Source organism: Thiorhodococcus mannitoliphagus, from assembly GCF_010915725.1.
Lineage (GTDB): Bacteria > Pseudomonadota > Gammaproteobacteria > Chromatiales > Chromatiaceae > Thiorhodococcus > Thiorhodococcus mannitoliphagus.
In genome coordinates this window covers 32121-50499 of sequence record NZ_JAAIJR010000024.1, presented here as the reverse complement: position 1 = coordinate 50499, position 18379 = coordinate 32121, and the positions used below count along the sequence as shown (strand labels likewise).

General features: G+C 62.5%; 11 protein-coding genes. 7 read left to right on the top strand and 4 right to left on the bottom strand.

Translation table 11 applies throughout. The features are described from left to right. Positions 1 to 1050: 1050 nt before the first annotated feature. Positions 1051 to 3267: a GGDEF/EAL domain-containing response regulator gene (locus G3480_RS08030; protein ID WP_164653363.1), complete on the top strand. Its 2217-nt coding sequence runs from the start codon at positions 1051 to 1053 to the stop codon at positions 3265 to 3267. Positions 3268 to 3279: 12 nt separating this feature from the next. Beyond that, entirely contained in the window at positions 3280 to 7707 is a 4428-nt protein-coding gene (locus tag G3480_RS08025) for a PAS domain S-box protein (RefSeq protein WP_164653362.1), read from the top strand. A 43-nt stretch (positions 7708 to 7750) separates the two neighbouring features. Here G3480_RS08025 and G3480_RS08020 read toward each other — a convergent pair whose 3' ends face one another. Then, positions 7751 to 8632 (bottom strand): LysR family transcriptional regulator, encoded by an 882-nt coding sequence (locus G3480_RS08020; protein ID WP_164653361.1) that lies wholly within the window; start codon positions 8630 to 8632, stop codon positions 7751 to 7753. A gap of 140 nt (positions 8633 to 8772) precedes the next feature. Between G3480_RS08020 and G3480_RS08015 the strand changes: the two genes are divergently transcribed. Then, positions 8773 to 9471: a pirin family protein gene (locus tag G3480_RS08015; protein ID WP_164653360.1), complete on the top strand. Its 699-nt coding sequence runs from the start codon at positions 8773 to 8775 to the stop codon at positions 9469 to 9471. 123 nt (positions 9472 to 9594) lie between these two features. Here the strand turns inward: G3480_RS08015 and G3480_RS08010 are convergent, their stop codons facing one another. Continuing rightward, entirely contained in the window at positions 9595 to 10197 is a 603-nt protein-coding gene (locus tag G3480_RS08010) for a Uma2 family endonuclease (RefSeq protein WP_164653359.1), read from the bottom strand. A 970-nt stretch (positions 10198 to 11167) separates the two neighbouring features. On the opposite strand from G3480_RS08010, the gene G3480_RS08005 reads away from it, so the two are divergent. From G3480_RS08005 to G3480_RS07990, 4 genes are all read left to right on the top strand, one after another. Further along, entirely contained in the window at positions 11168 to 11614 is a 447-nt protein-coding gene (locus G3480_RS08005) for a hypothetical protein (RefSeq protein ID WP_164653358.1), read from the top strand. A 3-nt stretch (positions 11615 to 11617) separates the two neighbouring features. Then, entirely contained in the window at positions 11618 to 12847 is a 1230-nt protein-coding gene (locus tag G3480_RS08000) for an HlyD family secretion protein (RefSeq protein WP_164653357.1), read from the top strand. Between the two features lie 408 nt (positions 12848 to 13255). Then, complete coding sequence (locus G3480_RS07995; RefSeq protein ID WP_164653356.1) at positions 13256 to 14026, top strand: SIR2 family NAD-dependent protein deacylase; 771 nt, start codon at positions 13256 to 13258, stop codon at positions 14024 to 14026. Positions 14027 to 14411: 385 nt separating this feature from the next. Then, complete coding sequence (locus G3480_RS07990; protein WP_164653355.1) at positions 14412 to 14660, top strand: hypothetical protein; 249 nt, start codon at positions 14412 to 14414, stop codon at positions 14658 to 14660. Positions 14661 to 14883: 223 nt separating this feature from the next. Here G3480_RS07990 and G3480_RS07985 read toward each other — a convergent pair whose 3' ends face one another. After that, a complete protein-coding gene (locus tag G3480_RS07985; protein ID WP_164653354.1) occupies positions 14884 to 16917 on the bottom strand; it encodes a sodium-translocating pyrophosphatase in 2034 nt (677 codons plus the stop codon). A 392-nt stretch (positions 16918 to 17309) separates the two neighbouring features. Beyond that, positions 17310 to 18356, bottom strand: a complete 1047-nt coding sequence (locus G3480_RS07980; RefSeq protein WP_164653353.1) for an FAD:protein FMN transferase — start codon at positions 18354 to 18356, stop codon at positions 17310 to 17312. Positions 18357 to 18379 lie beyond the last annotated feature (23 nt).

The following is an 18379-nucleotide window of genomic DNA, read 5'->3' as shown; positions in this document are numbered from 1 at the left end:
TTGATCTATACCTCTGACCCAAAAAGCCTTAATCAAGATCAAACCCCTGATCACTGGGGTCCCAGGGCATGTCAAAGAGGCGTTTGCGCCACCAAGAGCAGCCAGCTTTCCAGGTCACGCAGAGTGACCATTTTCTAAATCAGACGCATTAAGGTAGCAAAGCAGTATTATTGAGATAAAGTCATGACGACTTCGGTCGTTTCCGTTCCTCAAACTGGAAATACCGGCTCGTCATCTCTATTCAGCAACGTGTGCGCGGGCATCGGCAATGCTGACACTGAGTGTCTAAGGCAACGGGCATAGTCTGGTCTCGGGGAAGGCTTTAATCTCAGCAACTGATCACGAAACGGAGTTGCGGGGGCAGAATGGGGGCTCGCGTCGGGTATCAAGCACATTCCGCAAGAGTATTGTGTTCGAATGTCTTTTGGCATCGAGGATCCGATCCGGGCATTGAGTCTCCCGCAATCCCCGCACAAGCAGCCAGCACCGTCGCGGGCCGTCGATCGCAAGCGGTCGACTCGGGATTTGCCATGCGCCCGCCTGACCTGACGCAGGGGTGATGCGAACGAACCGCCCGGCGCGCGGCAACAAGGACGCGCCAAGGTCCGCGAGCTGTGTTGGCCGTCACGGCCACGATGCGGACCAGATGCTACCGTTTGACACGGTGCACGATTGGAAGCCGATTTGACTGGCAGAAGAGCGGCGCAGGGGATTGTCTCGCCTCTTGGACAGCTGGCGTAAACGAAAATAGGGCCAGGGAGTCTACAGGTTCTTCATAGCATTTGAGAGTGGTGACCGGCATCTGGGGTGCTTGACTTTTCTGACTTTCCGACGCACCTCGGGTAACCTTCCTGGCGATCTCTTTGGCTCGACTGAGACTGCGTCACGGATGGGACGCGCCGTTTTAGTGCGGGTGCGGTTTCAACCGCACTGGCAAAACCGGTTCCTGTCGTGCGGCTGAAGCCGCACCTACGAAATACGCTTGTCGTACTGGACGCGCTACAAGATTTCGCCCCAAGGTCGAGACCGAATCAAGATAGCGGAAAATTCATGAGCTACCCAATCTGCAAGGATGACGACCTCCTCAGTTTCGCCGAGGATGAGGTTGAGGAGCGACCAACGACCACCGAGTCATGGCACATCCTGATCGTCGACGATGAGGCGGATGTCCATGAGGCCACTGAGCTGGCGCTGCGCAATCTGTCCGTCGAGGGAAAGCTGCTTCGGTTCTCTCACGCGGGTTCGGCGCTGGAGGCTTATCAGATTCTCACGAGCGAGCCCGACTTTGCGGTCGTTCTGCTCGACGTGGTCATGGAGTCGGAAGACGCCGGTCTGCGCCTGGTCAAGCGCATTCGCGAGGAGCTTGGCAATGCCGCGGTCCGCATCGTTCTGCGCACTGGCCAGCCTGGCTACGCGCCTGAGATCGAGACCATCCGCACCTACGACATCAACGACTACAAGACCAAGTCGGAACTCACGCGGGTACGTCTCTTCACCACCCTCGCCGTGGCAATCCGCTCCTATCGGCAGATTCGTCAGCTTGAGATGAGCCGTCGGGGGCTTGAGCTGATCGTCTCTGGCAGCACCGGTCTCAGCAAGATTCGCGCCCTAAGGCTCTATGCCGAGGGGGTCGTCACCCAGCTGTCAGCCCTCCTGGGAATCGCCCCAGACGGCCTGATCTGCGCCGCCTCGAATCCGCAAACCGGACCAACCCGCGTCATCGCCGCCGCCGGTCGCTATCGCGAGCTGATCCACTGTCCGCTGGACGATCTCCCCGATGTCGGTTTGCGTGGGATCCTGCAGCAGTGCATCAGCCGTCAGGAGCATCTGTTCTCGAGCGGTACCTGCCTCTACTTCGGTGTCCGCGAGACGCAGGGCATTGCCGCCTTCGTCAACGTCTCCACCCTGGACCCGGTCAATCACAATCTGCTGCAGGTCTTCTGCGCCAATGTCACGGTCGGCTTCGAGAATGTCCTTCTGCAAGAGCGTCTGCACGACTTCGCCTATTACGACCAACTGCTAGGCCTGCCGAATCGCAATCGCTTCATTCAGCTCATCACCGAGCGGGTCGGCAATGAAGACATCAGCCTCGCCTTGATCGACCTGGATGATTTTGCCGAGATCAACACGGTGCTCGACTATCGTTTCGGCGACCTGGTGCTGCGGACCGTAGCGGATCGCCTGGCGGAAACCTTTGGCCCATCCTCGGTTCTGGCGCGTTTCGCGGGCGATACCTTCGGCGTGCTCGGGCCGTCGGGGACACTGACCCAGGACGTTATCGAGCAAATCTTCGCGGCGCCTTTCGCGGTGCAGGGTGAAGTCATCCGCGTCTCGGCAACCGCCAGCCTGATCGAACTCGGTGATGGCTCGATTAAGGGCGAGGACGTGCTGAAGGATGCGAGCATTGCCCTGAAGCAGGCCAAGGTTCTTAACCGGGGTCGAGCGACCCCTTTCTCCGCCGACCTGAGCGAGGCGGCGCGCGCGCGCATCCACCTGCTGACCGACCTGCGTGCCGCCTTTTCCGCCGAGCGCCTCTTTCTCGCCTATCAACCGCAGGTCGATCTGATCAGCGGCAAGGTGCTGGGGGCAGAAGCACTGTTGCGCTGGCAGACGCAAGAAGGCCACTCCATTCCTCCAGACCGATTCATTCCGCTGGCCGAGCAGTCCGGCTTGATGATCCCCATTGGCGAATGGGTCCTGCGCACGGCGTGCCGCCAGTTGAGGCATCTGGCTGATCTGGGTTACCCCGATTTCCGGATGGCCATCAATGTCTCACACACCCAGTTCCGTGAGCCCGGGTTCGTCCCCATGCTCGAGCGCGTGCTTGAGGACTGCCGGGTCAATGTCGAGTTGCTTGAGCTGGAGCTAACTGAGTCGGTTGCGATCGGCCATATCGATTCGACCGCCGCCAAGATCGCCGAGATCCGCGACATGGGCATATCCTTAGCCTTGGATGACTTCGGGACCGGCTATTCGTCCCTGAGCATCCTCAAGCAGCTCAAAGTCGACCGACTCAAGATCGACCGCAGCTTCATCAGTGAGATCGACGGGCGCGGCGATAACAGCGGCATCGCAGAGCTGGTCATCGCGCTGGGGCGTCAGCTCGATCTGATCACCATCGCCGAGGGCGTCGAAAACGAAGCGCAGCGCAGCCATCTCTTGCAGTTAGGCTGTAAAGAAGGCCAGGGCTTTCTCTTCGCCCGTCCAATGCCCGCAACCGAATTGGAGACTTGGCTGACCGCGCGGGACAACCTGGACGCGGTTTAGAAGGTGCTGCCCTTGAATGCCTTCGCAAACGATCTGCCCAGCGAGGCCCAGGTGTTTTGGATTCGCGCCGATGGCCGGATCCTCGATGGGAGCGAGCCTGCTGCTCAGGCGCTCGGATATTCTCGCGAGGAACTGCGGGGACTCACGGTATGGGACCTGGACACCGACTTTCCGCGCGAGCGTTGGCCTGCGCATTGGGACGAGCTGTGTCGGGTCGAGAGGCTCCGCTTTCAAACCACTCACCGGCACCGGGATGGCTCGCGGCAGCAAGTCGAGATCCTCGCCCAAGTTGTCGAACTCGAAGGTCGCCACTACAACTACGCCCTCGTCTACCCGCTGACGCCTCAGCGCCTTGCGGAAAACGCCCTGCGCGAGAGCGAGGAGCGCCTGGCGCTGGCGCTGGCGGTGTCCGGCCAGGGGCTGTTCGACCTGGATGTGATCAGCGGCACGAGCGTCTTCAGCGACGCCTATGCCCGGATGCTGGGCTACGAGCCGTCCGAGTTGGAGCTGACGCCGGCCCTCTGGGAGAGTTGGCTGCATCCGGATGAGCGCGATGGGGTCTTGGAACTCTACCAGGACTGCCTCGATGGCGGGCGTGCGGACTTCGCCGCCGAGCATCGTCTGCGTATGCGCTCCGGCGATTGGTTGTGGGTTCGCTCGCATGCCCAGGTCGTTCAACGCGACGCCGTCGGCCGGCCCCTGCGCCTGATCGGCACCCTGCTGGACATCAGCGAGCGCATTGAGTCCGAGCGAAGCCTGCGCGACCACGGCCGCTTCCTGGAGGAACTCGACAGGATCTCGCGCATCCTGACGGGACGCCTGCATGATGTTGGTCTCATCACCGAGCTGGCCAGCGAGATTCTGGATATTTTCCAGGCCGACCGCGTCTTCTTTCTGCATCCCTGCGATCCGGATGCCGCTACCTTCCGGATCCGAATCGAGGCGTTCCGGCCCGAATGGCCCGGGGTCTTCGCGGACAGGAATGTCGGCCCGGACGGGGTTGAATTCGTTCCGGGCGATGACTTCAGGGATCATCTCCGCCAGGCGCTGAGCCACCGAGGGCCGTTGACGATTCAGTTCGCCGAAGCCTCCGAGTCTGTCTCCATGGCCCAGCGTTATGGCATCCAAAGCCAGTTAGCGACAGTGCTCTATCCGCAAGCGGACCAACCCTGGCTACTGGGCCTCCAGCAATGCGCCGCCCCGCGGCACTGGACCAGCGCGGAGAAGCGGTTGTTCCAGGCCATCGCGGAACGGGCGAGCGAGGCGCTCTCGGTTCATCTGCTGCTCCAGCGGCTCCAGGCGAGCGAGCAGCGCTTCGCCAAGACCTTCCGCTCCAGTCCTGCGCCCATGCTCGTGGCGACGATCGATGAAGGTCGTATTCTCGACGTGAATCAGCGCTGGTGCGGCTTGCTGGAGGCCGAGGCAGAGACGCTCATCGGCCGGACCACCCTGGAGCTCGACATGTGGATCGACCCTGAACAGCGGGGCCGCATGATTGCCCATCGGCGGGAAACGGCGACTTTTCAGAACGTTCCGGTCGTTTTTCGCACCCGTAAGGGCAACCTGAGGGACGTCCTCTGGTCGGCCGAGATCATCACCCTCGGAGAGGAATCCGTCATCCTCTCCTCGGTCCATGATCTGACCGAGCAGAAGCACGCCGAGCGAGCCTTGCAAGCAAGCGAGCGGCGCTATCGCGCGATGTTCGAAACGGCGGCCGTGGCCATCTGGGAGGGTGATATGGCTGCCGGCAAGGCCGCCGTCGATGCGTTGCGGGCGCAAGGCATCAGCGATGTTCGCGGCCACCTCGAGCGGCATCCCGAGCTGGTGGCCGATATTCTGCGGCGCTCACGAACGGTGGACGTGAACCAGCAGGCGCTGAGTCTGTTCGGCGCGACGCGCAAGGACGAGCTCATCGGCTCGATCGACGCGATCGACGCGATCGCGCAGCCGGAAGCGCTCCCGGCAGTCAGAGAGATCCTGGTCGCCCTCGCGGAGGGTCGCCGCCATGTCGAGATGGAAATGGTCCATCGCACCCTGCAAGGCGAGCACCTAGATCTGCTGCTCTCGGTCGCCCTGCCCGAGCCTCATGGTCCTTTCACGAACCTCCTGGCCTGCATGGTGGATATCACCGAACGCAAGCGCACTGAGCGAGCGCTCCAATTGGCCCGCACCGCCATCGACATGAGTCGCACCGGTTTCTACTGGCTCAGCGCAAAGGGACAGGTCATCGATGTCAACCAGGCCGCCGCCGACAGCCTGGGATACAGCCGCGAGGAACTGGTTGGGCTCTACGTTTGGGACTTCGATCCAAATGTTGCTCCCGAGATGGCCGACGAAATATGGGATCAGCTTCGACGGCTGAAATCGCACACCTTCGAGTCCTGCCATCGGCGCACAGACGGAACCCTCTTCCCGATCGAGGGGACGAGCAACTATATCTGCATGGGAAGCGAGGAGTATGCCTTCTCCTTCGTACAGGACATCTCCGAGCGCAAGGCCGCCGAGTCCGAGTTGCGGGCGAGCGAAGAGCGCTTCGCCAAGGCCTTTCGCGCCAGCCCAGCGCCGACAGTCATCTCCACGCTCGAAGACGGGCGCATCATCGATGCGAACGATCATTGGCTGGATACCATGGGGTATCGACGGGAAGAGGTGATTGGGCGCACTACGAAAGAAATCGCTCTTTGGGTCGACACTGGGGCGCGTGCCGAGCTGATCTCGGCCCTCAAGGCAGATGGATCGATGCGAGATGTCCCGGTCCGTATACGAGGCAAGACGGGCGAGGAGCGCGATCAACTGTGGTCCGCCGAGATTATCAGCCTCAACGGCCAGCCTGTTCTGCTCTCGGCGGTTCAGGACATCACCGAGCGCAAGCGGGCCGATCGGGCATTGCGCCTGGCGCAGCTCTCCATCCTACGCTCCGCGGACGCGGTGTTCTGGATCACGCCGCAAGGCCGTTTCATCCAAGTCAACGACCAAGCCTGCGAGTCACTCGGTTATACGCGTGACGAGCTGTTGGGCATGGGCGTGTGGGACATCGATCCGGATTTCTCGCCGCAGCGATGGTCAGAGCACTGGAAACGCACCTGCGCGATCAAGAGACGCCGGTTCGAAACCCGGCATCGACGTCGGGACGGCGTCATCTTCCCTGTCGAAGTCATGGCCAACTACGTCGACTACGAGGGCCAGGAATACGATTTTGCCTTCGTGCGCGATATTAGCGAGCGGCAGTGTGCGGAGGAAGCCTTGCGGGCGAGTGAACACAAGTTCCGCGCGGTCGTGCAGAACGCGCAGGCGATCACCTTCATCCTCGACCGCCACGGCGTCTTCCTGCTCTCGGAAGGCCAGAGTCTCTCCCGTCTCGGGCTGACTCCAGGCCAGGTGCTTGGCCAGTCGGCCTTCGATCTCTATCAAGCCTATCCGTCGGTCGTCGATAGCATCCGCAACGCACTATCTGGCGAGTTTGCGCATGTCACGAACAATGTGGGCGATGCCATCTTCGATACGTTCTACTCGCCCTACTTGGATCGAGACGGCCAACCGAACGGTGTCATTGGGGTCGCCATCGACATCACCGAACGCATGCGCGCCGAAGAGGAGCTGCGGCAACATCGGGAACACCTGGAAGAACTCGTGACCGAGCGCACCGCCGCGCTGCAACAGGCCATGACCCAGCTGGTCCAGGCCGAGAAACTGGCCGCCCTAGGCCACCTGGTCGCGGGCGTGGCCCATGAACTCAACACCCCGCTCGGCAACGCGCGCATGGTCGCCAGTACGCTTGCCGAACACCTCCAGACGCTCGCCGCCGTCGTGGAGGCCGGCACCCTGCGCCGCTCCCAACTCACCGCTTTTCTGGAGCAGGGGCGGGAGGCCGTCGCCCTGCTCGAACGCAACACGGTGCGCGCCGCCGACTTGATCGGTCACTTCAAGCAGGTGGCCGTCGATCAGACCAGCGTGCGCCGGCGCCGCTTCAACCTCTGTAAGACGGTGGAAGAGGTGCTCGCGACACTGGGACCGACCGTCAAACGCACGGCGCACCGCATCGAGGTCAGGATCCCTCCCGAGCTGGAGCTGGACAGCTACCCAGGTCCCCTGGAGCAGATCATCACCAATCTGATCGACAATTCGCTGTCCCATGGCTTCGCCGACATAGAGGCCGGCTGCGTCGAGATCAGGGCGCAGTCGGAGCGGCCAGCGCAGGTTGTGCTCAGCTACAGGGATAACGGAAGCGGCATTCCGGAGTCCATTCAAACCCGTATCTTCGAGCCCTTCTTCACCACCCGTTTGGGACAGGGCGGAAGCGGGCTGGGGCTCTACATCGTTTACAACCTCGTGACCAGCGTGCTCGGCGGCACCATTGAGATCGACAGCCGCGCGGGCCAGGGCACGACCTTCAGGCTCAGCCTGCCATGCACAGCCCCTCAGCAGCCCGCCGCGAGCTGAATTCGAACCGCCGGCACGGCACGCGCCGCTCGCGACAGGACGTTCACCCGCTGGCGGCGAAGTGCTCCAGTAAGTACTCCAGGAACTTGCGCGTTTTTGCCGGAACATGCTGGCGCGAGGGGTACAAGGCGAACAAGGTCATGGGTGCGCGCTCGTACGCTTCGAGCACCTTGACCAATCGACCCGCTGCCAGGCCCTCTTCAACGATGAAATCTGGCAGTAAGGTAATTCCCAAGCCCTGCATGGCCGCCTCCGCCAGCACATCGCCATTGTTGCTGCAAAAGCGGCCTTTGATGGCCAGGGTCTGCTCGCCGTCGTCGCCTCGAAAAGTCCACTCCTCGCGCTCCGAGATCAGGTTGTAATGCAGACAATCGTGGTGCAACAGGTCCTCTGGCGTTTCCGGATGGCCGCGCCCTTTAAGGTATGCGGGCGACGCGCAGGCATGGCGTGGCACCGGAGCAATGGCACGCGCGATCATCGATGAGTCGGTGGGATAACCGATGCGGATCGCCAGATCGGCCGCCTCGTCGAAGAGGTCGGTTTCACGATCTTCGAGAAGCAACGACATCCGCAGCTTGCTGTGTAACGCCGCAAACCGCGCAACCAATGGCGCAAGACGCCGTTGTCCGAACGACATTGGCGCGATAACTCGCAGTTCTCCTTCTGGCTCACGCGCAGAGGCGGCCAGGGCCTGCTCGAGTTCACCCAACGCATGCAGCAGGCCCCGCCCCTCGCGAAAGTAGCGCTCACCAGCGTCGGTCAGGCTGAGTTTGCGCGTGGTCCGCTGCAACAAGCGCACCCCCAGGCGCTGCTCCAAGGCCTTGACCCGACGGCTCACCGAGGCCGGCGTGGTCTCCAGGCGTCGGGCCGCCGCGCCAAAGCCATTTGCCTCCACCACCCTGAAAAAGACCTCTCTGTCGTCCATGGGCGACGCCCCCATTCGTCCAGCTGCACCCGATATTATTTCGATTGACGTAACAGTTCATGTCGTTTCATGCGGTTTTTCCTCATCGAGTATTTCACTAAGGTATCGCCATCGACGACGTCCACGCTGGAGGCAAGACCATGTTGAGACTACGAAAGGCAGATGATCGGGGCCATGCCAATCACGGCTGGCTGGACAGTTATCACAGCTTCTCGTTCGGCGGTTACTCCGATCCACGGCACATGGGTGTCTCCAACCTGCGCGTCATCAACGACGACACCGTGGCTCCAGGCGGCGGCTTTCCGACTCACGGCCATAAGGACATGGAAATCATCAGCTACGTGCTCGAAGGCGCGCTCGAGCACAAGGACAGTATGGGTAACGGCTCGGTGATCCGTGCCGGCGATGTGCAGTGCATGAGTGCCGGCACCGGCATCACCCACAGCGAATACAACCCGTCCGCGAGCGAACCCGTGCATTTCCTGCAGATCTGGCTGCAACCGAATGCCATTGGCGTCGCACCGAGCTACGACCAGAGGCACTTCCCGCTGGAGGACCGCCGTGGTCGCTGGGTAGCGCTGGTATCGCCCGACGGCCGGGATGGCTCCATCGCGACGCACCAGGATGCACGGATGTTCGGCGCCCTGCTGGCGCCGGGTGAGACCTTGGGTTACCGGTTTGAGGAGGATCGGCAAGGCTATTTGCACCTGGCACGCGGCCAGCTTCGGGTCGGCGGCATCACCCTAAGACAAGGTGACGGCCTGAAGCTACAGAAGCATGCGCTGCTAGAGCTGGTGGGTATCGAAGATGCCGAGGTTCTGCTGTTCGACCTGCCGTGAGCAAAGGGCTTGCTTCCACCCACTCCTTGAGTTGCTCCAGTACGGTCAAAGATGACCGGCCGCAGTCGGTGATCTCGTTCGCGGTCCGCGCAGCGGATCCGACGGGATTCTTGCGATAGCCGCTCAGCCGGGAAACAGCTCCGCGGTCTCGACCCGGATCTCGATGCCCTCGATCAGGATGTCGAGCAATCCCTCGCGGAGCGAGTGCAGTTGTCGGTAACGCTGACCGAAGCGGTCCGGATCGCGATAATCGTGCAGGGTGCGATGAGGGATGTCGGCCACCCAATAACGGCGAATCCCGGCGCGAGCGTATTTCGCGAGCTTCACGCCCGTATCCAGGGCGAGGCTGGTATCCGCGACCTCGACCAACAGCAGGACATCCTCGGCGGTCGGATTGGATCTGGCATAGCGGTCATCACGTTGCTTCAGGACCATCAGATCGGGATAGACCTCGGTGCCGTCGTCCAGCACCAGCGGACCCCGAACGCTGACAATGGCCACGCCCGCCAGGGGAGGCGCGAAAATCATCGTCAGACTATTGGTACTACCGCCATGCGGTGGACCAATTGGCGACATATCGCGCATCTCCCCGTCGATGAGTTCCACCCGGTCACCGTCGGCAAAGACACCGGCGTCGATCATCCGGTGGAACTGATCCACGCTGATGCGATGGATGGGGCTGTGAATGTCGAAGGCTTCCATCTGAACGAACACCCGAGGTGGCATGGAATCATCGCTCGATCAACCTTGCCTGATCCGCCAAGCGGACGGCAATGCGGAGCAAGGCCTTGATCATCGTTCGGTCCAGCGGCTGGCCATCCCTTCGTAGTCAGGGCTTCCAGCCCTGATTCTGTCAGGCCAGGATGGCCTGACTACAGTGGTCCCCGCCAGGATGAATATAATTTAAATCAATGGTTTATTTGTTTTCTGAGCGGGAATCGCTGGCCTGACGACGCATTCGTTGGCCGACTTGGATGAAGGGATGATCGACGCCCGGAGCAATATTGATACGATTTACGTAACTGATTTCAGGCCAGCTCCCCAATCACAACAATGCCGGCATAGACGGCAAACAATGGAGCCGCCAGGACGAGCGCTCCAATGCTCAAAAAACGCCCCCTGAACGCCGCGCGTCTGGCAAGCACGCGCTGCAATGGCGGTTCCGGACCTCAACACCTATCGGTTTCCCGAAATCAACCGGAACAGCCGCTCCAAGCCTGCGTAGCCAGGCCATCCTGGCCTGGTTTGCCAGGGCCGGAAGCCCTGGCTACATAAAACCGATAGGTGGTGAGGTTCCGGACAGCAAGGCATTGCCAACAAACAGCGTCAAGGCCCAGCCGACAATGGCCAACAGAATTGCGGCGGGCGCGGCGATCCTCATCATGCCTCTTCTCCAGGAATCCAGGAATCAAGACTCTAAGAAGATGCGCACTAATGAAGATGCGTACGTAAGAAGATGCGCATCAATTGTTTCCCGATGCGAGCGATGCCGCCCGAAATTCCCCCTGCCCCCCCTTTGCGAAAGGGGGGAAGTTGTTGGCGGACACTTCCTAAGTGCGCCAGCGGATCAGCACGCCCTGCAGTTGAAACCCAACTTATTGAGGCTGTCAAGAGTGATAGACTGCGACTCGCTAACGAGTAACTGCTCGCTATCGAGTAACTGAACGCTAAACAACATCGAGTCGGAGATTCGCGGATGGCGGAGTCGCTACACCCGGTCGCAATCCATCACTTGCCCCCCTTCATCACGGCACCAGGGGAAACCGACGTGCTGTTCTTCGTGATGGCCATCTTCGTGCTATTTGCCGTGATCGGCATCGGCATCTTCTACTTCAAGATCCACGCCTTGCCGGAGCAGATGGCGCATCGCGGCCAGAAGGTACAGTTCGAACTCGTCGCGGTGCTGGCCCTGCTGGCGCTCTTCACGCACAACCACCTGTTCTGGGTCGCCGGGCTGCTGCTCGCCTTCGTGCCCTTGCCGGATTTCTCGACGCCGCTGGTCTCGATGGCCCGCTCGCTGGACCGACTCGCCGCCAGCGCCGAGCCCGCGGCTTCGGCGCCCGAGCCCACGCCCTTGCCGGAAGCACCAGGACCGGCCGATGCCCCACCCCATGATCCGCCCGTCGTGCAACAGGAGACCTAAGCGATGTTGGAGCTGCTCTTCTGTTCGACATTGACCATCCTGCCTGACTATCTGTATCGCCGCTACGCGCAGGGCAAGCGGTTCGGACAGGAGATCACGCTGTTCTCGGTCTGGTTCGAATTGCGCTGGGGGATCACCCTATGCCTGATCCTGACGGTGGCCCTAATCACGACGATCTTCTACTTTCACCCCTCGACCAAGTCCGCTACTTCGGTGTTTCGCACCGTGACCGTGCTGCCGCAGATCAACGGCCGGGTGGCTGAGACCTTCGTCGAGCTGAACCAGCGGGTCGAGGAGGGGCAGCCACTGTTCCGGCTCGACAGCACCGCGCAGGAGGCGGACGTCGACACGGCCCGCCGGCGCGTCGCGGAGATCGAGGCCGCTATCGTCGTGGCCAAGTCCCGGCTTGCGGAAGCGGACGGACGCATCGTCCAGGCGCGCGGCGCGCTGCAGCAGGCCAGGGACGAGTATGAGGCTCGTGCCGAAGCGAACCGCAAGAGTGCCGGCGCGATCGCGGAACGCGAAGTCGAGCGGATGCGCGTGCAGGTCGACACCCAGCAAGGTGCGCTGGACGCGGCCCTCGCGAGCCGCGAGGCCACTGTCTCGGAGATCGAGTTCAAGTTCCCGGCGGAGAAGGCGAGCGCCGAGGCGGCGCTGCACGAGGCCGAGGTCGAACTCGAGAAGACCCTGGTCGTGGCTGGGACGGACGGCGTCGTGCAGCAGTTCGCGCTGCGCCCGGGCGACATCGTCAACCCCATGCTCAGACCCGCCGGCGTCCTGGTGCCGGAGCGCCATGCCACGGCCCTCATGGCCGGTTTCGGGCAGATCGAGGCACAGGTGTTAAAGGTGGGCATGATCGGCGAGGTGACCTGCATCGCCATGCCTTGGCGGATCGTGCCGATGGTCGTGACCGAGGTCCAGAACGTCATCGCCTCCGGCCAGGTACGCGCGACCGACACGCTGATGGATGTGCAAAATTTCGCCAAGCCCGGCTCGATCACCGTCGTCATGGAGCCGCTCTACCCTGGCCAGCTCGACGATCTGCCCCAGGGCGGCAGTTGCATCGCCAACGCCTACACCAGCAACCACGAGGCACTGCAGTCGGAGGATCTCGGCACCCTGCAATGGCTTGGGCTCCACGCCATCGATACAGTCGGCCTCGTGCACGCGATGATTCTCCGCATCCAGGCGCTGCTCATGCCGATCCAGACCCTGGTCTTCAGCGGGCACTGAGACAGCTGGCCACCGCTCTCGCCGCACGCAGGTCCGACGCGACGTACCGCAGATTGCGGCGAGCTTCACGGCGCACCGGCTGCCGGAGAACAATAGGGCTCTGCCCCTTAAGGATCGTCAAGCGATGGCCCTAAGAAAGCGATGCCGCCCGGAATCCCCCCTAGCCCACCTTTGCGAAAGGGGGGAAGTTGTTGATGGTCACTTTCTAAGAAAGCGATGCCGCTCGGAATCCCCCCTAGCCCCCCTTTGCGAAAGGGGGGAAGTTGTTGATGGTCACTTTCTAAGAAGTTCGATCTGTTCACCAAAGCGCCAGATGCGGTCACGGCCAGATCGCAAGGTCCCCAAGGTCCCCTGGTGCGGCTCATGCACCCCACCGAGCCACAGCCCGATCCGACGGCGCAGCCACTCATGACAAAGGATCAATTCCCGCCTGCGCTGCTCGACTGGCTGCGCACCTCGAAGCACCTCGCCATCCTCACCGGCGCGGGCGTGTCTCAGGAAAGCGGCATCCCGACCTTTCGCGACGCGCTCAGCGGCTTCTGGTCGCGCTTCGACCCCATGCAGCTTGCAACACCTGAGGCCTTCGACGCGGACCCGAGCCTCGTCTGGGGTTGGTACGAATGGCGGCGCAGCCAAGTGCTCGAGTGCCAGCCGAACGCAGCCCATCGCGCGATCGCCGAACTGGCGGTACAGGTTCAGCGACTGACCCTCATTACCCAAAACGTCGACGGGCTGCATGAGCGCGCTGGCAGCCCTGATGTCCTCTGCCTGCACGGCAGTCTGCATCGCCCCTATTGCCGCGCCTGCGGCGAGCCGCACCGCCTCCCCCAGCGTGATGCCAGCCGACCGCCCAAGGGTCAGCCGATGCCGCCGCCCGCCTGCGCCTCCTGCGGCGATCACATCCGCCCGGGCGTGGTGTGGTTCGGAGAGGTGCTGCCGGCCGACATCTGGACGGCCTCCGAGAAGGCGGCCGGCAGCTGTGACCTGCTGATGAGCGTCGGGACATCCTCGCTGGTATACCCGGCGGCAGCCCTGCCGCGGATCGCACATCGAAAGGGCGCCAAGCTGGTTCAGATCAACCCAGAGCCGACCTCCCTCGACCCATTGGCCGACGTCAATCTGCGAGGCACGGCCGCACAGCTGCTCCCCCATTTGCTCCGCGCAGCCTGGCCTGGTTGATCGCTGCGCCCTGAAAGGGCCAGCTGCGCAGCCATGTCTCCCCCCGGAGGGCGTCCCCTTCATGAGGAATAGACCCGCTGGCGAGGGCCCCAAAATGCCGCGACCAGGCGCAAAGCGAGTAGAGCTCCGGGCGAGATTCCAGTATGGTCTCGGCCTGGCGGTCGCGCAGCGTCCCAAGCGCATCGCGCCTTGAGGCGCCAACCCCTTGAGACCAGCGGACGCGGGGGCAGGCCGCCCCAATCACCGGCCAGCCCTGCCGCAAGCCGCGCGATGCGGCGCGTCGAGCTGGCACATCGCGACGACCCCGATCAAAGCACGCATGCGCTACCCTGAGCGAGTCGCGGACGCAAGACGGCTGATGTCCAGCCGCGTATTGGAGAACCTGATGATGAAGTTCAAAAACCCAGAAACTGGGGCGATCGAAGAGGTCCCTGCGCTAGCACCGCTCTGGGTCCTGCTGTTCGGCGTCTTCTACTTCGCCTACAAAGGCATCTGGAATCACGTGCTCGGCAGCATCCTCTTCGCTATCGTGACCGCAGGGCTCTCTTGGCTCGTCTATCCCTTCTTTGCCTACGACATCCTGTGCAAGCACTATGTGGATCGCGGCTGGATCGAGGTGACCGAGGAGGCCTGAAATCGCCAGCGGCCTAACGTGTAAGAAAGTGTCCATCAATTGTTTCCCGATGCGAGCGATACCGCCCGAAATCCCCCCTAGCCCCCCTTTGCGAAAGGGGGGAAGTTGTTGATGGACAGTTCCTAAGCGATTTGGCCCCTGAGCAACGCAAAAGGCGCAGCTTGAAGCTGCGCCTTTTGCGTCGTGTTGGAGCATCCTTGCTCCCAGGCTCAAGCCCGTCAGATCAAAGCAGTGGCACCAAGAGCAGGGCCACGATGTTGATGATCTTGATCAGCGGGTTGATGGCGGGACCGGCGGTGTCCTTGTAGGGGTCGCCGACGGTATCGCCAGTGACGGCCGCATGGTGGGCATCGGAGCCCTTGCCACCGAAGTTCCCTTCCTCGACGTACTTCTTGGCGTTGTCCCAAGCGCCACCACCGGTACACATGGAGATGGCGACGAAGAGACCGGTGACGATGGTACCGATCAACATGCCGCCCAAGGCGCGGATACCGGCGCCGTCGCCCATGAGGATGTTCATACCGATCGCGACCGCGACGGGCACCAGGATCGGCAGCAGCGAGGGGACGATCATCTCCTTGATGGCGGCCTTGGTCAGGAGGTCGACGGCACGGGTGTAGTCCGGCTTGGCCGTCCCTTCCATGATGCCTTTGATCTCCTTGAACTGACGGCGCACTTCCATGACGACCGAACTGGCGGCACGGCCAACGGCCTCCATCGCCATGGCACCGAAGAGGTAGGGCACCAGACCGCCGATGAAGAGACCGATGATGACGGCCGGGTCGGAGAGCATGAAGTCCTGCATCTTGCCGGCCGCTTCCAGATTGTGGGTGTAGTCGGCGAAGAGCACGAGCGCGGCCAGGCCGGCGGAGCCGATGGCGTAACCCTTGGTGACGGCCTTGGTGGTGTTGCCGACGGCATCCAGGGCGTCGGTGGTCTTGCGCACGTCCTCGGGCAGACCGGACATCTCGGCGATACCGCCGGCGTTGTCGGTGATGGGGCCATAGGCGTCGAGCGCGACGATCATCCCGGCCATGGACAACATGGCGGTCGCAGCGATCGCGATGCCATAGAGGTCGGCGACCATGTAGGAGGCCCAGATGGCGATACAGACCGAGAGAACCGGCATGGCCGTGGACTTCATGGAGATGGCGAGACCCGCAATGACGTTGGTCGCATGACCGGTCTGCGAGGCTTGGGCAACGTACTGCACCGGATGGAACTCAGTCGAGGTGTAGTACTCGGTGATGACCATCAGCGCGGCGGTCAAGCCGAGACCAATGAGGGCGCAGAACAGCATCGCGAAGAAGTGCTCGCCCATGAGGAGCGCGGTCACGACCGCGAACAGGATGAACGCCAGCCCACCGGCAACCGCCGTGCCCTTGTAGAGCGCGGTCATGATGCGGCCGCCGTCGGTCGCCTTGACGAAGTAGGCGCCGACGATGGAGGCGATGATGGAGACCGCACCCAGCGCGAGCGGGTAGATGACGAAGTTGATGTCGAAGCCGCCAGCGGCCTTCGATAGCAGACCACCCAGGACCATGGTCGCGATGATGGTCACGGCGTAGGTCTCGAAGAGGTCCGCCGCCATGCCGGCGCAGTCGCCGACGTTGTCACCGACGTTGTCGGCGATGACCGCCGGGTTGCGTGGGTCGTCTTCCGGGATGCCGGCCTCGACCTTACCGACGAGGTCCGCGCCGACGTCGGCGCCCTTGGTGAAGATACCGCCGCCCAGTCGGGCGAAGATGGAGATGAGCGAGCCGCCGAAGGCGAGACCGATGAGCGCATGCAGCGCCGCTTCGTCTGCGCCCAGGTACAGGAAGTAGCCGGCAACCCCGATGATGCCCAGACCGACCACCAGCATGCCGGTGACGGCGCCGCCGCGGAAGGCGATGGCGAGCGCGGACTCGAGGCTAACGGTTGCGGCCTGCGCGGTGCGCACGTTAGCGCGGACCGACACATTCATACCGATGTAGCCGGCCAGCCCGGAGAGCAAGGCGCCGATCGCGAATCCGCCGGCCGTTGCCAGGTCGAGCACCAGCCAGAGCACGACAAAGAGTGCGGCACCGACGATGGCGATGGTGCTGTATTGGCGATTGAGATAGGCCTGCGCGCCGGCCTGGATGGCCGCCGCAATTTCCTGCATGCGCTCGGAGCCAGCCGACTGCGAATTGATCCAGGCCACGACGACAAGTCCGAAGATCACCGCCAGTGCCCCGGCGCCGATCGCGAACCAAAGGACAAAATCTGTTGACATTGACATCCCCCCGTTACGGGATTTGTTGGTTTGAGCCGATCAAAGAAGGCGACCAATCGCAACGTCGGGATACTGCAGCAGACGGACCGACTAGCCGCGAAAAACGGCACGGAACTTTAACATAAAGGTCTTGCCGTTTTGCCCTGTCGACCCTATTTTTCGCCCGCGCGGCAGATGTGATGAGCTTCAGAGTCCTCGCATCGGCCATTTCATAGGCTCAAGGCAGCCTCAACAGCCGCCCAGACATCCACTGCCGACCAGAATCTTTCAAGGACTTAGAGCAAGCGACCTGTGCATCGCGGCTCGGAAGCCTCGCGACCTGGGGCGACGAATCTGGGCGAGGAAAAATTCCTAAATGCTCTCTATTGAAATGGCATCAGGCGCATCATGCCCTACTCCGGACCCGGCGCCCCCTCCAAGAAGGACTGGAAATCCCGCGACCCGATCCCGCGAATCGCCTCGCCTTCACGGGCGATGAAGTAGGCTGCGATCCCGGATGCATCGGCCAAGGCAGGCCCTTTCTCGGCGCCTAGCACCATGAGCGCGGTCGCGAGACCATCGACGACCATCCCGACCTCCCCGACGACAGTAACCGAACCGAGCTGCCGACCCACGGGGGCGCCGGTTTGCGGGTCGATCTCGTGCGAGTAGTGCTTGCCGCCCTGCTCGAAGAAGTTGCGGTAGTCGCCTGAGGTGGAGAGCGCGCGATCCGAGATGGGGATGACACGATGCACGGCGCGACGGTCCGGCATCGGCTGCTCGATGGCGATCGCCCAAGGCTCCCGCTTGGCGTTCAGCCCCTTGGCCCGAATCGCACCGGCAACGGCCACCATGTAGTCAGTGAGACCCTGAGCATCCAGCCAGGCCGCGACGCGGTCCGCGCCATAGCCCTCACCCAAGGCAGAAAGGTCGATATAGAGATCGCCGCGCGCCTTACGGACAGCGGGCGGACGGGTCCTCAGCTCGAGCTTTTTCCAACCGACCCGAGCCTTTGCGGCCTGGATCTCAGCCTCGGTCGGCAGGCGGTCACGCGGCCGCTCGGGGCCGAATCCCCACAGATTGACGAGCGGACCAATGGTGATATCGAAGGCACCGCCGGTCAGCTTCGCGATGCGCTGCCCCTCGGCGATCACCTCGAGCAGATCTTGGGAGACGGGAATCCAGTCGGTGCTCGGGTTGCGATTGAGGCGAGACAGCTCGGAGGTCTCGTCGTAGGTCGAGATCTCGGCGACCACCGCGTCTAGAACCGCCTCGATCTCCGGACGCAGATCCTCGGCCGTCAGTCCCTCGGCAGGCCGGGCGATCTTGACCGAGTAGTAGGTTCCCATGGTGGGGCCGTTGATCTCGAGTACCGGATCTGGCTGCTGGGTGCAGGCGGCGAGCAGGAGCACAACGGCGCCGCACAATGAGAATCCTAGACGCGATTTGTGCCATCCCATTAGCCGGAGAGTTCGCTCAGGAC

Bases quoted from the DNA above. Each gene is read 5' to 3' on its own strand.
- G3480_RS08000 (WP_164653357.1), top strand. From the start codon at position 11,618: ATGTTGGAGCTGCTCTTCTGTTCGACATTGACCATCCTGCCTGACTAT.
- G3480_RS07985 (WP_164653354.1), bottom strand. From the start codon at position 16,917: ATGTCAACAGATTTTGTCCTTTGGTTCGCGATCGGCGCCGGGGCACTG.
- G3480_RS07980 (WP_164653353.1), bottom strand. From the start codon at position 18,356: ATGGGATGGCACAAATCGCGTCTAGGATTCTCATTGTGCGGCGCCGTT.
- G3480_RS08020 (WP_164653361.1), bottom strand. From the start codon at position 8,632: ATGGACGACAGAGAGGTCTTTTTCAGGGTGGTGGAGGCAAATGGCTTT.
- G3480_RS07995 (WP_164653356.1), top strand. From the start codon at position 13,256: ATGACAAAGGATCAATTCCCGCCTGCGCTGCTCGACTGGCTGCGCACC.
- G3480_RS07990 (WP_164653355.1), top strand. From the start codon at position 14,412: ATGATGAAGTTCAAAAACCCAGAAACTGGGGCGATCGAAGAGGTCCCT.
- G3480_RS08015 (WP_164653360.1), top strand. From the start codon at position 8,773: ATGTTGAGACTACGAAAGGCAGATGATCGGGGCCATGCCAATCACGGC.
- G3480_RS08010 (WP_164653359.1), bottom strand. From the start codon at position 10,197: ATGCCACCTCGGGTGTTCGTTCAGATGGAAGCCTTCGACATTCACAGC.
- G3480_RS08030 (WP_164653363.1), top strand. From the start codon at position 1,051: ATGAGCTACCCAATCTGCAAGGATGACGACCTCCTCAGTTTCGCCGAG.
- G3480_RS08005 (WP_164653358.1), top strand. From the start codon at position 11,168: ATGGCGGAGTCGCTACACCCGGTCGCAATCCATCACTTGCCCCCCTTC.